General features: G+C 68.3%; 14 protein-coding genes. 5 read left to right on the plus strand and 9 right to left on the minus strand.

Annotated elements, in window-relative coordinates:
• Positions 1 to 63 precede the first annotated feature (63 nt).
• From pseG to greA, 4 genes are all read right to left on the minus strand, one after another.
• The gene (pseG, locus tag OCL97_RS15975; protein ID WP_377370872.1) at positions 64 to 1,125 is read right to left on the minus strand and encodes a UDP-2,4-diacetamido-2,4,6-trideoxy-beta-L-altropyranose hydrolase; all 1,062 of its coding nucleotides are present in this window, start codon (positions 1,123 to 1,125) and stop codon (positions 64 to 66) included.
• 56 nt (positions 1,126 to 1,181) lie between these two features.
• Complete coding sequence (locus OCL97_RS15980; RefSeq protein ID WP_377370873.1) at positions 1,182 to 1,646, minus strand: GNAT family N-acetyltransferase; 465 nt, start codon at positions 1,644 to 1,646, stop codon at positions 1,182 to 1,184.
• A complete protein-coding gene (locus tag OCL97_RS15985) occupies positions 1,643 to 2,635 on the minus strand; it encodes a mitochondrial fission ELM1 family protein (RefSeq protein ID WP_377370874.1) in 993 nt (330 codons plus the stop codon). Before OCL97_RS15985 ends, OCL97_RS15980 begins: the two co-directional genes overlap by 4 nt.
• Positions 2,636 to 2,723: 88 nt before the next feature.
• Complete coding sequence (gene greA / locus OCL97_RS15990; RefSeq protein WP_304778457.1) at positions 2,724 to 3,197, minus strand: transcription elongation factor GreA; 474 nt, start codon at positions 3,195 to 3,197, stop codon at positions 2,724 to 2,726.
• A gap of 247 nt (positions 3,198 to 3,444) precedes the next feature.
• Between greA and OCL97_RS15995 the strand changes: the two genes are divergently transcribed.
• Positions 3,445 to 4,074 (plus strand): glutathione S-transferase family protein, encoded by a 630-nt coding sequence (locus OCL97_RS15995; RefSeq protein ID WP_377370875.1) that lies wholly within the window; start codon positions 3,445 to 3,447, stop codon positions 4,072 to 4,074.
• Here the strand turns inward: OCL97_RS15995 and OCL97_RS16000 are convergent.
• The 3 genes from OCL97_RS16000 to OCL97_RS16010 all read right to left on the minus strand — a co-directional run bounded on the left by OCL97_RS16000 (position 4,071) and on the right by OCL97_RS16010 (position 5,771).
• Positions 4,071 to 4,568, minus strand: coding sequence for an AAA family ATPase (locus tag OCL97_RS16000; RefSeq protein ID WP_304778451.1), 498 nt, complete (start codon positions 4,566 to 4,568; stop codon positions 4,071 to 4,073). The genes OCL97_RS15995 and OCL97_RS16000 overlap by 4 nt on opposite strands.
• Before the next feature lie 10 nt (positions 4,569 to 4,578).
• On the minus strand, positions 4,579 to 5,379 hold the full coding sequence (locus OCL97_RS16005; RefSeq protein ID WP_377370876.1) for an SDR family NAD(P)-dependent oxidoreductase: 801 nt from the start codon (positions 5,377 to 5,379) through the stop codon (positions 4,579 to 4,581).
• Between the two features lie 212 nt (positions 5,380 to 5,591).
• Positions 5,592 to 5,771, minus strand: a complete 180-nt coding sequence (locus OCL97_RS16010) for a hypothetical protein (protein WP_304778445.1) — start codon at positions 5,769 to 5,771, stop codon at positions 5,592 to 5,594.
• A gap of 228 nt (positions 5,772 to 5,999) precedes the next feature.
• Here OCL97_RS16010 and OCL97_RS16015 point away from each other — a divergent pair, with 228 nt between their 5' ends.
• Positions 6,000 to 7,337, plus strand: a complete 1,338-nt coding sequence (locus tag OCL97_RS16015) for an NRAMP family divalent metal transporter (RefSeq protein WP_377370877.1) — start codon at positions 6,000 to 6,002, stop codon at positions 7,335 to 7,337.
• Between the two features lie 3 nt (positions 7,338 to 7,340).
• Here OCL97_RS16015 and carB read toward each other — a convergent pair whose 3' ends face one another.
• Both carB and OCL97_RS16025 read right to left on the minus strand, forming a co-directional pair.
• Positions 7,341 to 10,628: a carbamoyl-phosphate synthase large subunit gene (gene carB, locus OCL97_RS16020; RefSeq protein WP_304778440.1), complete on the minus strand. Its 3,288-nt coding sequence runs from the start codon at positions 10,626 to 10,628 to the stop codon at positions 7,341 to 7,343.
• 227 nt (positions 10,629 to 10,855) lie between these two features.
• Positions 10,856 to 11,062, minus strand: a complete 207-nt coding sequence (locus OCL97_RS16025) for a cold-shock protein (protein ID WP_293497834.1) — start codon at positions 11,060 to 11,062, stop codon at positions 10,856 to 10,858.
• A gap of 426 nt (positions 11,063 to 11,488) precedes the next feature.
• Between OCL97_RS16025 and OCL97_RS16030 the strand changes: the two genes are divergently transcribed.
• From OCL97_RS16030 to OCL97_RS16040, 3 genes are all read left to right on the plus strand, one after another.
• The gene (locus tag OCL97_RS16030; RefSeq protein ID WP_377370878.1) at positions 11,489 to 12,967 is read left to right on the plus strand and encodes a methyltransferase domain-containing protein; all 1,479 of its coding nucleotides are present in this window, start codon (positions 11,489 to 11,491) and stop codon (positions 12,965 to 12,967) included.
• An 85-nt stretch (positions 12,968 to 13,052) separates the two neighbouring features.
• On the plus strand, positions 13,053 to 13,607 hold the full coding sequence (locus OCL97_RS16035) for a sigma-70 family RNA polymerase sigma factor (protein WP_377370879.1): 555 nt from the start codon (positions 13,053 to 13,055) through the stop codon (positions 13,605 to 13,607).
• Complete coding sequence (locus tag OCL97_RS16040; protein ID WP_304778427.1) at positions 13,604 to 14,317, plus strand: anti-sigma factor; 714 nt, start codon at positions 13,604 to 13,606, stop codon at positions 14,315 to 14,317. The genes OCL97_RS16035 and OCL97_RS16040 overlap by 4 nt, the downstream gene beginning before the upstream one ends.
• The last annotated feature ends 33 nt before the right edge of the window (positions 14,318 to 14,350 follow it).

Consider the following 14,350-nt stretch of genomic DNA (forward strand, 5'->3'; position numbering starts at 1 on the left):
TTACGAGCGCCTTCGGCGCCTCCCCGTTTCCGCCAACCTAGGCCATGGGGTGCGAAAGGACCGTTAAGGTTGCGGGCCCTGCGGATGAGGCAGGCTGTCGCGGGTGGCGATGAGCTTCAGGAAGGTCTCCGCGGCCCGGCCTGCGCCCAGGCCGTCGCAGATCGCCGCGCTGGCGGCCGAGAGCCGGGCGCGAAGCGCCGCGTCGGTCAGCAGGCGTACGATGGCGCGGTCCAGGCGGGCGTCCAGGTCATCGGCGCGGGCGTCGACCACCAGGGCGGCCTCGCGTTCGGCCATGGCGTCGGCCGCGCCCTGCTGGTTCTGGGCCAGCACCAGCATGGCCGAAGGTAGCCCCAGCACGCAGCGCTCCCAGATGCTCGACCCCGCCGCCCCGATGGCGATGTCGGCGTTGAGGATGAGGTTGGCCATGTCCTGGCTGTCGACGTGCAGGGTCATGCGCGGGTCACGGCTGGCGATCTTGGTCAGCCCCGGCAGGCTGGGCGCGCCGGCGCCCAGGACAACATCCAGGGTCACGTCGTTGAGGCGCATCCGCAGCCGTTCCACCACCCGTGCGGTGATCGCGCCGACGTCGGTGAGGCCAAGCGTCACCAGCACGCGGCGCACCCCGCCGCCCCTGCGGGCCAGGGCGGGGTTGCGCAGGTGGGCGAACTCCGGACGCACGGGAGCGAACTCCGGGCCCAGCAGCAGCTGAGCGTCGGTCAGCAGGGCGTAGTCGCTCGGCTGGCGGCCCGGGCCGGAGTCCAGCACCAGGTTGGCGGCCAGGGGGCGGTCGGCTAGGTCGTCGATCACCAGGGTCGTGCGGCCCCTGGCCAGGGCCTCGTGATGCTCGCGGCCCAGGCCGTAGTGATCGAAGACCACGGCGTCGAAGCGCACGCCGGTGAGGGCGTCGGCGATATGGTCGGGGTCGAGGCCGGTGGCCTCCTCGCGCACGATCTCCGGACCGAAGACCTCCAGCAGGGCGGCCACCTCCAGCGTGCAGGCGAAGGCGCAGTCGGCGCCCCGCTCGCCCAGGGCGCGGGCGAGCGTGATGCAGCGCATCACGTGGCCGCCACCGACTTCGGGGCCGGCGTTGGCGACAAACAGGATCCGGGGGCGGACGGGAATCATCTCCCGTGCATGGAAGGCCGAAAGCGGCGCGCTGGGAAGGCGACTTTGCAGCGCAGTTAGCCGTTCGCGGCCTCGATGGCGGCGTCCAGGGCGTCGCGGAAGATCACGAAGAACAGCTCCGGATCACCTGGGTCGAGGTTCTCCACCATGCCCGAGACCTTGTAGCCGCGCGCCACCAGCAGGGTGCGCATGGGCTGGTTGGACTCGTTGCAGGAGACGAACATCCGGTCGCCCTCGAACTGGCCCTCGATGTTGGCCATCAGGGCTCCGGCCACCCCCCGGCGCAGGAAGCGCTCGGCGGTGTAGATGCGCTCCAGGAAGGGGTGGCCAAAGAACTCCGCCATCACCGCGTAGCCGGCGATCTCGTCGTCCAGCACCAGGACGCGGACATCCATGCCCCGATCGCCGGCCAGGGCCTTGCTCACATAGTCGTGGCGGCGCTCTTCGCGCCGGGCGACGGGATCGAATTCCAGGATGGCGGCCAGGTCGCCTGGGTTGGCGGGGCGGATCTCGACGCTCATGCCGGGGTTCGCTCATCATAGCGGCGCAGCACCTCGACGGCGGCGCGGTCGGTTTCGGCCAGCGGCGGATACTTCCAGCGGTGGAAGGCGCCGCCGAACGGCCGGGCGGCGCCGAGGCGCTCGAGGTCTTCGTGGAACAGGCGGAACTTGAGGCTGTCGCCGTCCATCTTGAGGATGAAGACCGGCTTGCCGGTGCTGGCGGCGTCGGTGGCCATGTTGGTGGAGTCCTCGGTCACCAGGATGTAGTCGGCCGCGGCCAAGAAGGCGAAGTAGGGGTTCTCCCCCTCGCCATCCCAGATGATCCCCGGAATGTGCCGCAGCCGCGCCGTCAGCAGGGCGCGGGCCGCGTCGGGCGTGCGGCGCGAGAAACTCACCATGACCGATCCGCCTTCCTGCACGACGGGCAACTCGATCTCATGTGCGAGGGAGGCGGCGCGCTCGACCGACAGGTTGTGCGCCTTGGACCTGCCGCCGATCACCACGGCGACGCGGGGGCGGGGCAGGGCGTCGATCTGTTTCTTGAAGCGCGCCAGCTCGGCCTTCAGCCGCTTGGCGTTGACGCCATTGGGCGAGCCGGTGATCGGGAACACGTTGTCGCCCTGCAGCCGGTCGTGCTTGGGGGGGATCACCAGGTCAAACAGACTGGTGGGCATGCGGGGGTCCTGAGTCTGGACCACGAAGGTGGCGTTCTTGGTCCAGGCCTTCAGGCGGATGGAGAGCGGCAGGGTGGCGCGGCCCGCGGCCAGCCAGATGTCGGGCCAGGGCGGGCCGATACCAGTGTCGGGCTTCAGGGTCTTGAGCGGCAGGGGATTCAGCCACCAGGGCAGGCGGCCGATGCGGCCCTTCCAGGCCACGCGCTTGATCACGATCTGCGCCTTGCGCCGGGCGGCGATGGCGTTGGCCAGTCCCACGACCTGGCTCTCCATGCCCGCCCGTCCGTCGGATACGGCCCAGATGACGAGCGGCGGCGTGTCGGGGGATTTCGCCAAGCTTGCGGCTTCCGTGCTCAGGCATGAGTCAGGGAGCCGACTCTCGCCGGCTCACCATAGCGACCTTTTCGGCTTGGCTAAGGCCTAGCTAAACCCACTCGACCTTTAGGATCTCGTAGGCCTTGGTGCCGCCGGGGGTCGGGACCTCGACGACGTCTCCGGTCTCCTTGCCGATCATCGCACGCGCGATGGGGGAGGCGATGGAGATCTTGCCTGCTTTTACGTCGGCTTCGTGCTCGCCGACGATCTGGTAGCGGGCCTCATCCTCGGTGTCCTCGTCGACGACGGAGACCGTGGCGCCAAACTTTACCTGACTACCGGAAAGTTTGGAGACGTCGATGACCTGTGCGCGGGCCATCCGATCTTCGATGTCGGCGATCTGGCCTTCGATCCAGCCTTGGCGCTCCTTAGCTGCGTGATACTCAGCGTTCTCCGAGAGATCGCCATGCTGGCGAGCTTCCGAAATGGCCGCGATCACCGCTGGTCGCTCCAGGGTTTTCAAACGCTTGAGGTCTTCGTCGAGGCCTTGATAGCCTCCGACGGTCATTGGGACTTTTTCCATGGCAGATAGGTAACTCGGGTTCGCCCTTGGGTTTGTGTTCCGGCCGCGGGCGCAGGCGACCGGGGGGATAGAGGATAGAAGCCAGACTGTGAAAACTCAAGGGGTGCAATGCAGCAATGTCATTGCGAAGCGCGGCGGATGCCGGAATGGCCTCCCAAACTCCCCGCCCTTGGGAGGGTTCCATCGGCCGGCGGTGGCGCCGGGCGGGTCGGGCGCCTAGATTGCCCCTGCAACGAGAGACAAGACCATGGCCGCCAAGCGGGGCGTCACCCTCTATCACTCCCCCGCCAGCCGGGCCTTCACCGCCTACTGGCTGCTGGAGGAGCTGGGCGTGCCCTTCCGCGTCCAGACCGTCGACATCGCCAACGGTGACCAGAAGAAGCCGGAATACCTGGAGCTGAACCCGTCGGGAAAGGTGCCCACCGTCACCGACGGCGAGGTGGTGGTCAGCGAGAACCCCGCCATCTGCCTCTATCTGGCCGACCGCTACGGATACGGTTCGCTGGCCCCGAGGATCGAGGAGGCCGATCGCGGCCCCTATCTGAAGTGGATGGTCTATTCGACCGCGGTGCTGGAGCCGCTGCTGATGCTGCACGACAAGCACATCGACCTACCGGGGCGCGAGACCGGGTTCGGCGGCTATGAGGACGTGATCGGCGTGCTCACCGGCGCCCTGAAGGACCGCCAGTACCTGCTGGGCGACCGGTTCTCGGCCGCCGACGTCATGCTAGGCTCGGTGATCTCCACCTCGCTCTATCGCAAGGAGCTGCCGGAGCATCCCGTGCTGGTGGATTACAACGCCCGCCTGACGCACCGCGAGGCCTATCATCGGGCCGCCGACGCTACGTGGCCGGCCCACCTCTTCCCGGCGCCCTAGCTCTCCGAGATGATCGCGCCCCTCAGCTCCTCGGCGTCGGGGGCCTCATAGACGCCCTCGATGAAGTCGAACATGTCGGGGTTCACCTCGATGGCGAAGGTCTCGCCGTGCACCTCGTTGCGCTCCAGGACCCGCGCGCGGCGGATCTCCGAGCTGGCGGTGACGAAGTGGAACTGGAGAGGGAGTTCGCAGGCCTCGGCGATCTCCGCGACGCGGGCGCGGTCGGACTTGCGCATCAGGCCCAGGTCGAGGACCACCGAGGTTCCCGCCGCCATGGCCGCGGCGGCCACCGACCAGATCTGCGCCTCGCACCGCTCGACGCGGGACATCATCCACTCGAACTCCAGCGGCTCGGGCATGTCGGCGGCGAACAGCCGCGCCATCCAGTCGTCGATGGCGAAGTGGATGGCCGGCTCGGTGCGGGCGAGCTGCTTGGCGTAGGTCGACTTCCCGGCGCCGGAGGGGCCGAAGATCACGTGCAGGGTAGCGGTCATGGGCCGCCGGTTACTTCACCGAGAGGCCGCCGTCGATGACCAATTCCGCGCCGGTGACATAGCGGCTCTCCTCCGACGCCAGCCAAAGGACGCCGTTGGCGATGTCCAGCGGGTAGCCCTTGCCCCCCAGGGGCACGGCGTCGGCGCTCATGGCGTCCAGCACCTGGGGCCGGGGCGGGCGGGCGTTGTCGCCCGGCTCGCCGGTGCCGATGATGTCGTCCCAGATCGGCGTCTCGATGATGCCGGGGTGGACGGAATTGACCCGGATGCCGTCCTTGGCGTTTCCGCACTCCATGGCCACGGCCTTGGTGAACAGGCGGACCCCGCCCTTGGTGGCGCAGTAGCCCGCCAGGATCGCCGAGCCCTTGAGGCCCGCCACCGAGGACATGTTGATGATCGAGCCGCCGTCGCCGCTGAGGCGCATCAGCGGGATCGAGTGCTTCACCCCCAGGAAGACGCCGTCGAGATTGATCGCCACCTGTCGCTGGAAGTCGCTGAGGGGCATGTCCAGCACTGAGCCGGAGATGCCGATGCCGGCGTTGTTGACCAGGATGTCGAGCCGGCCGTGGTCAGCCTTGATGGCGGCGACCACATCGACCCACGCCTGCTCTGAGGTGACGTCCTGATGACGGTACTGCGCCTTGCCCCCCTTGGCCGCGATCTCGGAGGCCAGGGTCTGGCCCTTTTCGTCCTGCAGGTCGGTGAGGACGACGATCGCGCCTTCCTCGGCCAGGCGCTCGGCGCAGGCGCGCCCGATGCCGCTCGATCCGCCGGTGACCAGGGCCACCTTGCCTTGAACCCGTCCCGCCATTCTGTTTCCCCGTGGCTTCTTGTTCGTCGTGGCACGAGGGGTAGCCTAGGCCCGGCGCTTTGCCCAGCATCACCCCGCGTCAGGCTGGGCGTGGGTGCGCAAGAGTAAGAGCGTCCGCCCAGACTTGATCCAGGCGGACTTGGTGCGTCGAAGGTGTGATCCGCGCTGGCCCCTGCGCACTCGGGGCGGGGGCCAGCCCAGATCGTGTCCGGCTACCGGAGGTAGGACGGTGTTGAGTCACCCGTGGTGACGAGGCCGTAGATCAGCCCGATGGCCAGCACCACGACGGCGGCGACCATCAGGACACCGATCAGGCCCTCGAAGCGCTCATAGAGATGCCGGTTCTTGTGATGACGGACAGCCGTTTCGCCGGTCTTGAGATCTTCTGACATGGCGTTTCCCTCGCATTCTGTTGGGGGAACAAGTCCCCACGCCAGGCTGCGACAGGCGCCCTCTAGGGCTAGTCCGGTCAGTCTTCAGGGGCCGCCGGAAACACGCCCACTTGCGCCTGCAAAAGCAAGGCGACAGGCGGAGGTTGAGCCCAAAACGCTGTTCGGTCAATGAGGTCAGGCGGGCTGGCGGAGTTGATGTGTCACCGAGGCCGACTATGAGATGGGGGCATGGACATCGACAAGGTCGAGATCGCGCGTAAGGCGCCAGCGCCGGTGTCGCCCGCCGGGACGACAACGGCGGGGCGGCGGCGCTTCAATCCCTTCACCGCGCTTGGTCCTGGGTTGATCACCGGGGCGGCCGATGAGGATCCCGGGGGCATCGCGACCCACAGCCAGGCCGGCGCCCAGTTCGGACTGGGCATGCTGTGGACGGCCTTCGCCACCTATCCCTTCATGGCGGCCTTTCAGTCGGTCTGCGGACGTATCGGGCGGGTGACGGGCCGCGGTCTAGCGGCCAATATCGGCCGCGCCTTTCCGCGTTGGGTGGTGCTGAGCGTCGTCGGGTTGCTGCTGCTGGCCAATGTGCTCAACATCGCCGCCGACGTGGCGGCCATGGGCGAGGCCGCCCAGCTGGTGTTCGGCGGCAACCGGCACGTCTTCACCCTGGGCCTCGCGGTCTTCTCGCTGCTGCTGCAGGTCTTCGTGCCCTACCATCGCTATGTGGGCTTCCTGAAGTGGATGACGCTGGCCCTGTTCTCCTATGTGGCGGTGGCCTTCGCGACCCACATCCCCTGGACGGAGGTCGTGGCCCAGACCCTCGCCCCGCAGATCAAGCTGGACTTGGCGACGGCGACCGTGGTGGTGGCGGTGTTCGGGACCACCATCAGTCCCTACCTGTTCTTCTGGCAGGCCGCCGAGGAGGTAGAGGACGTCGCTCTTCGCCCCGACGAACACCCCCTCACCGAGCATCCCGAGGAGGCGGAGTACGAGCTCAAACGGATCGGCTGGGACACCTACCTGGGCATGGCCTACGGCAATGGCATCGGCTTCTTCGTGATGCTGGCCACGGCCGCAACCCTACACTCGGCCGGCATCACCCAGATCGATACGGCGTCCCAGGCGGCGATGGCCCTGCGGCCCCTGGCCGGGGACCTGGCCTTCATGCTGTTCGCCCTGGGCATCATCGCGACCGGCCTGCTGGCGGTGCCGGTGCTTGCCGCCTCGGCCGCCTACGCCCTCTCCGAGGCCATGGGCTGGAAAGCCAGCCTGGAGAGTCGCTTCAGTGAGGCGCACGGCTTCTACGGGGTGATCGGGGTGGCGATCCTGGCCGGGGTGATCCTCGACTATTCGCCCCTGGACCCGATCCGGGCCCTGTTCTGGAGCGCCGTGATCAACGGCGTGATCGCCGTGCCGCTGATGGCGGTGATCATGCTGGTGGCGACCCGCAGGTCGATCATGGGCGCCTTCACCGCCACCCCTCTCCAGCGCATCGTCGGCTGGGCGGCGGTGGCGATCATGGCCGCGGCGTCCGGGGTTATGTTCGCTCAGATGGCGGGGGCGTTCTGACCCTCAGGCGTAGCTCTGCAGCGGACGAACCTCCAGGGGCGCCTTGGCGGTCTCGGCGATGGCCTGGGCCGCGGCCAGGGCGCCGGCCGCGGTGGTGAAGTAGGGGGTCTTCATCATCAGGGCCGTGCGGCGCAATTCGAAGCTGTCGGCCACCGACTGCTTGCCCTCGGTGGTGTTGAAGACGAGCTGGACCTCGCCATTCTTCATGGCGTCGACGATGTGCGGACGGCCCTCCAGGACCTTCTTCACGTGCTCGACGGCCAGGCCTTCGCCGGCCAGGTAGGCGGCGGTGCCGCCCGTGGCGAGGACCCGGAAGCCCTGGCCCAGCAGCAGGCGGATCGGCTCGACGATCCAGGGCTTGTCGGCCTCGCGCACGGAGACGAACACGCAACCGGTCTTGGGCAGGGTCACCCCGCCGCCCAGCTGGGCCTTGGCGAAGGCGCGGGCGAAGGCGGGAGCCAGGCCCTCGCCCTCCCGCCGCCAGTCGAGGCCCATGACCTCGCCGGTGGAGCGCATTTCTGGGCCCAGGATGGTGTCGACGCCGGCGAAGCGGGCGAAGGGGAAGACGGCTTCCTTCACCGCGATGTGGTTATAGGGCGGCTCGCTGGTGTCGAAGGACGACAGTGGTTCGCCGGCCATCACCTTGGCGGCGATGGCGGCGAGCGGCTTGCCGATGGTCTTGGCCACGAAGGGCACGGTGCGGCTGGCGCGCGGGTTCACTTCCAGCACGAAGATCCGCGGATTGTCGGAGTGCGGCTCCTCGATAGCGAACTGGACGTTCATCAGGCCCTTCACGTTCAGGGCCAGGGCCATGCGCACGGTCTGGGCCTTCAGCTCGGCGATGGTTTCCGGTTTCAGCGAGAAGGGGGGCAGGGAGCAGGCGCTGTCGCCCGAGTGTACGCCCGCCTCCTCGATGTGCTCCATGACGCCCGCCACGAACACGTCCTTGCCGTCGCAGATGGCGTCGACGTCCACCTCGGTGGCGCGGCTGAGGTACTGATCGATCAGGACCGGGCTGTCGCCGGAGACCTGAACGGCGGTGCGGATGTAGCGGTCCAGCTGCTCGTCATCGCGGATGATCTCCATGGCCCGACCGCCCAGCACGTAGGAGGGGCGGATGACGATGGGGTAGCCGACCGAATGGGCGCCGGCGAAGGCCTCTTCCGCCGTGCGGGCGATGGCGTTGATCGGCTGGGCGATCTCCAGCTTGTGCAGCAGTTGCTGGAAGCGTTCGCGGTCCTCGGCCAGGTCGATGGCGTCGGGGCTGGTGCCCAGGATCGGTATGCCGGCGTCTTCCAGGGCCTGGGCCAGCTTCAGCGGGGTCTGGCCGCCGAACTGGACGATGACCCCCAGCAGGGTCCCCTTGCGCTGCTCGACGGCGATCAGTTCCAGCACATCTTCCGCGGTGAGCGGCTCGAAGTACAGGCGGTCGGAGGTGTCGTAGTCGGTGGAGACCGTCTCCGGGTTGCAGTTGACCATGATCGACTCGATGCCGAGGTCGGCCAGGGCGAAGGCGGCGTGGCAGCAGCAGTAGTCGAACTCGATCCCCTGGCCGATCCGGTTGGGACCGCCGCCGAGGATGATGGCCTTGCGCGCCTCGGTGGGCTCGCTCTCGCACTGGGGTTCCTGGCCAAGCGAGCCGGTCTCGTAGGTGGAGTACATGTAGGGCGTGGCGGCGCGGAACTCGCCAGCGCAGCTGTCGATGCGCTTGAAGACCGGGCGAACGGCCAGCTCCTGGCGAAGGGCGCGGACCTTGGCCTCCGGGGTGTTGGTCAGCTTGGCCAGGCGGGCGTCGGAGAAGCCCTGGGCCTTGAGGGCGCGGAAGCCCTGGGCGGTGACGGGCAGGCCCGCGGCGCGGACGTGACCTTCGGTGCGGACCAGGGTCTCCAGCTGGCGCAGGAACCAGGGCTCATACGAGCAGGCGCCGTGGATTTCCTCGACCGCCAGGCCGTGGCGGAAGGCCTGAGCGATGACGCGCAGTCGATCAGGGGTGGGCATCGTCAGGGCGCGCAGGACCGCGGCGCGGCCGGTGTCGGGATCGTCCGACCCCTCGATATCGATCTCGTCCAGGCCGGTCAGGCCGGTCTCCAGGCCGCGCAGCGCCTTCTGCAGGCTCTCGGCGAAGGTGCGGCCGATGGCCATGACCTCGCCAACCGACTTCATGGCGGTGGTCAGGTGGGGCTCGGAGCCCGGATACTTCTCGAAGGCGAAGCGGGGGATCTTGGTGACGACATAGTCGATGCTGGGCTCGAAGGAGGCCGGCGTCGCCCCGGTGATGTCGTTCATCAGCTCGTCGAGGGTGTAGCCCACGGCCAGGCGAGCGGCGACCTTGGCGATTGGGAAGCCGGTGGCCTTGGAGGCCAGGGCCGAGGACCGCGAGACCCGTGGGTTCATCTCGATCACCACCATACGGCCGTCGGCGGGATTGACCGCAAACTGCACGTTGGACCCGCCGGTCTCGACCCCGATCTCGCGCAGCACGGCGATCGAGGCCGCGCGCATGATCTGGTATTCCTTGTCGGTCAGGGTGAGGGCGGGGGCGACGGTGATCGAGTCCCCCGTGTGCACCCCCATCGGGTCGATGTTCTCGATCGAGCAGACGATGATACAGTTGTCGGCCTTATCGCGGACCACCTCCATCTCGTACTCTTTCCAGCCGAGCACGCTCTCCTCGATGAGCACCTCGGTGGTGGGGGAGAGGTCCAGGCCGCGCTCCACGATCTCGCGGAATTCCTCGACATTGTAGGCGATGCCGCCGCCGGTGCCGGCCAGGGTGAAGGACGGGCGGATGATGGCCGGCAGGCCGACGAATTCCAGGCCTTCCAGGGCCTCGTCCATCGAGTGGGCGGCCTTGGACTTGGGGCTCTCGAGGCCCAGCTTGTCCATGGCGTCGCGGAATTTCTGGCGGTCCTCGGCCTTGTCGATGACGTCGGCCTTGGCCCCGATCATCTCCACGCCGTACTTGGCCAACACGCCGGAGGCTTCCAGGGCGAGCGCCGTGTTCAGCGCGGTCTGGCCGCCCATGGTGGGCAGCAGGGCGTCGGGGCGTTCCTTGGCGATGATCTTCTCGACCATCTCCGGGGTGATCGGCTCGATATAGGTGGCGTCGGCCACATCGGGGTCGGTCATGATCGTGGCCGGGTTCGAATTGACCAGCACGATGCGGTAACCCTCGGCGCGCAGGGCCTTGCAGGCCTGGACCCCGGAGTAATCGAACTCGCAGGCCTGGCCGATGATGATGGGACCGGCGCCGATGATCAGGATCGAGGAGATGTCTGTGCGTTTGGGCATCGTTCGGTCCGCGCATAAGGGCGGCGCCGCGTGGCCGCGCGCCGTTCCCGTTCAATCTGTAGGTTAAGGCGCCCGTTTAGAGAGGGAGTCGTGCCTGCGCAAGCGGGCAGGGGGCGCCTGCGAAGACTCTCCTTGGCGGGCCTCGGATAGCGCGGAAAGAAAATGGGCCGGCGCGGACGCCGGCCCATTCCCGGGCGCCTGTCGGGGCGAGAGGCTCCGCGGCGGTGCTAGACCTGCAGGTTGCCCGCAGACATCTTGCCGCTGCGCTTGTCGCGCTCGAGTTCGAAGGTGACCTTCTGGCCCTCGTCCAGCGAACGGAGCCCGGCGCGTTCCACGGCGGAGATGTGCACAAACACGTCCGCGCCGCCGTCATCGGGCTGAATGAAGCCGTAACCCTTGGTGCCGTTGAACCATTTCACGGTGCCGGTAGACATAGAGATATTCGTCCTTGGATAGATATCTCCCACGCCCGAAACGTTCGGACGGGGATCAAAAGTCGGGGGATCGGGAGGCAGGTCCGGTGCGTCCGGGAACGCGTCGAAAGTCAGCCGAACCTACGAGTTTGACAGTGCCATCTTGGCCTAAAATCGCTCTGAAAGCAAGATGGAGCCACGTTGCTGTCTAGCAGCCGACAGGAGAAGCAACGACCATCCTCTAGGTCCCAGCCTGGGCTATCTGCACATGACGTTTCTTGCCGCCGCCCTGCCCGCTGGGGGTGGCAGGCCGTGATGCTCGACCACACGGGCGTCCGCCCAGGCCAGGGGTCGGGCGGCGCCGAGGTCTTCCTCAACGGGCGTTAACCATGATTTCATAGCCAAGCCTCAGCCTGATGCTCAACAAACTCGGGCTGGGATCTCGTCATGTCTGCATTCGCACGCCCGCTCGGGCAACCGCCGGCGGACGCCGCGTCCCTCAAGGGGGATGGCGGCAAAGGCGCGCCCACTTCCCTCGTGGCCCTCACTCGTTATGGCCTGGAACGGCAGGCGAGGGGCGACTTCCAGGCGGCCGTCGAGGCTTTCCGCGCGGTGGCCGGGGCCGCGCCCCGTCAGGCCCTGGTCTGGAACAACCTGGCGCTCGCGCTCGGCGGTTTGGGAGACCACGAGCAGGCCGCCATCGCCCTGCGCAAGTCCCTGGACATTGACGCCAGCCAGGTTTCGGCCTGGGTCAGCCTGGCCGCCTCGCTGCTGCAGCTGGGCCGCCCGGACGAGGCCGAGAGCGCCTGCGACGGCGCCATCGCCCGCGACCCCGACAACGGAGACGCCTGGCAGATTCGCGCCATGGTCCTGGCCGGCCGTGACGACTTCGGCGGCGCGGCGGCGGCCTTCGCCCGCACCATTGAGATCACTGGCGAGACCGGCGCCCTACGCGCCAACCTGGGCGTGACCCTCTTCAAGTCCGGCGCCTTCCACGAGGCGCAGCGCAACTTCGACGCCGCCATGGCCCTGGAGGCCGACGCCAACGCCGACGAGATCGTCGAGATGGCGCGCCTGTGCCGGTTCGTGGTGGCGGGGCTCGACGGCGACATGACCCGTGTCACCGCCATCAGCCGGGAGCTGACCGGCGCGGCGGAGACCGACACCCTCTTCAAGACCGCGCTGCTCTGCCTGGACTGGGCGGGGCGCAAGGGGCCCGCGGCCCTGATCGCCCAGACCTGGGCCGCCCTGCGCCCCGGCAACCTGGAGGCCCGGCACATGGCCGACGCTGCGATGGGCCGCCCGGTGGAGCGGCAGCCCGCCGCCTTCGTGGCCCAGCACTTCGACGGCATGGCCGAGCAGTTCGACGAGAAGCTCGTGGGCCGCCTCGGCTACCGGGGCCCGGAGGAAATCCGCAACCTGATGGCGGCCTGGATCGACGCCGATGCCGCCCTGGACGTGCTCGACATCGGCTGTGGCACCGGACTGTGCGGTCCAGTTCTGCGCCCCTATGCGCAGCGGTTGACCGGGGTCGATCTCTCTGACGGCATGCTGGCCAAGGCCCGAGCGGGCGGCCTCTATGACGAACTACGGTGCGCCGACCTGGTGGACACCCTCAGCCAGGCCGGCGCCCGGTGGGACATGATCGTGGCGGGCGACACCTTCCCCTATGTCGGAACCCTGGGCGGCGTCTTCGACGGCGCCGCGGCGACCTTGAAGTCGGGCGGCTGGCTGATCTTCTCCACAGAGGCGGCGGAAGGCGACGGAGTCACCCTGCGCGGCAACGGGCGTTACGCTCACGGGCGGGGCTATATCGCCGACCTCGCCGCCGGCCGCTTCGACATCATCGAGCGCAGGTCCACCATGCTCCGCCGCGAGGCCGGGGTGGCGCTGGAGGGCGACTACTTCATGATGCGCAAGATCTAGCGCTTCAGGGCCGCCTTAGGCCTTGCCAGCGGCGGTCGGCTTGGGGCAGCTTCGCCGCCAGCCTTCCGCCGGAAAAGACCCAAACTTGCCCGCGACCTCTGCGATCGATCCGCTGACCGAGTTGATGCCGAGGATCGCCGCGGGCGACCGCGCGGCCCTGCGACAACTTTACCAGGCCACCTCGGCGAAGCTATTCGGCGTCTGCCTTCGTATCCTCTCCAACAGAGATGAAAGCGAAGACGTGCTGCAAGAGGTCTACATCACGATTTGGCGTCGCGCCGACCGCTTCGAAGCGGGCCGGGCCAGCGTCATGACGTGGATCTCCACCATCGCCCGCAACCGCGCCATCGACCGCCTGCGCGCCCGTGGGCCCCTGGCCTATGCCGAGCAGGTGGAAGAGCTGGAGATCGACGACGGCCTGCCCCGCGCCGACGCTCTGCTGGAGGCCGCCCAGGATGGCGAGGCCCTGGGCCGGTGCCTGTCGGAACTGGACGAGCGCACCGAGAAGGTGATCCGCACCGCCTTCTTCGAGGGCGTCACCTACGAGGCCCTGGCCGCCCGGATGGAGGCCCCGCTGGGCACGGTGAAGAGCTGGATCCGCCGGGGCCTGGCCAAGCTCAAGGGGTGCCTTGAGTCATGAGTGAGCCCCTGACCCCCGACCTGCCCGAGGATGAGGCCTTCGCCGCCGAGCATGCTCTGGGCGTGCTGAACGCCGGTGAGCGCGCCGCCGCGGAACTGCGCATGGCCCGGGAACCGGCCTTCGCCGCCCATGTCGAGGCCTGGCAGGCGCGACTTGCACCCATGCTGGCCGCTGTGGCGCCCGTGGAGCCGCCCGCCAGCCTCTGGCCCCGTATCGAGCGCGGCCTTCCGGCCAATGACAACGAAGGCCGCGGCGTGAGGTTCTGGCGTGGCTGGGCCATGGGCGGCATGGGGCTGGCCGCCGCCAGTTTGGCCGCCGTCGTGGTGCTGGCCACCCGGCCGCCCGAGATCATCGCGCCGCCGACGCCAGGCGAACTGCTGAACGCCCGTCTCGACACCAGCGGCGGCCAGCACCTGTTCGTCGCCGCCTACGATCCGGTGCGCCAGAAGCTGATCGTCACCTCGCTGGTGGCGCCGGGGACCGACCCGATCCACGTCCACGAACTGTGGCTGATCCCCGCCGACGGCAAGCCGCGCTCGCTGGGCCTCATCGCGCCAGGGACCTCCAAGAGCCTGCCGATGCCGGAGGGCTTGCCGGCGCTCACCACCGAGGGCGCGTCCATCGCCGTCTCCGTCGAACCGCTGGGAGGCTCGAAAGAGAACGGACCGTCAGGGCCGGTGGCCGCGATCGGCAAGCTCGCCCGGATTTAATCTTCGGGTCCCTGCGTCCGGATAAGTTTCCGG

It is taken from the genome of Phenylobacterium ferrooxidans, from assembly GCF_042714595.1.
Classification (GTDB): Bacteria; Pseudomonadota; Alphaproteobacteria; order Caulobacterales; family Caulobacteraceae; genus Phenylobacterium; species Phenylobacterium ferrooxidans.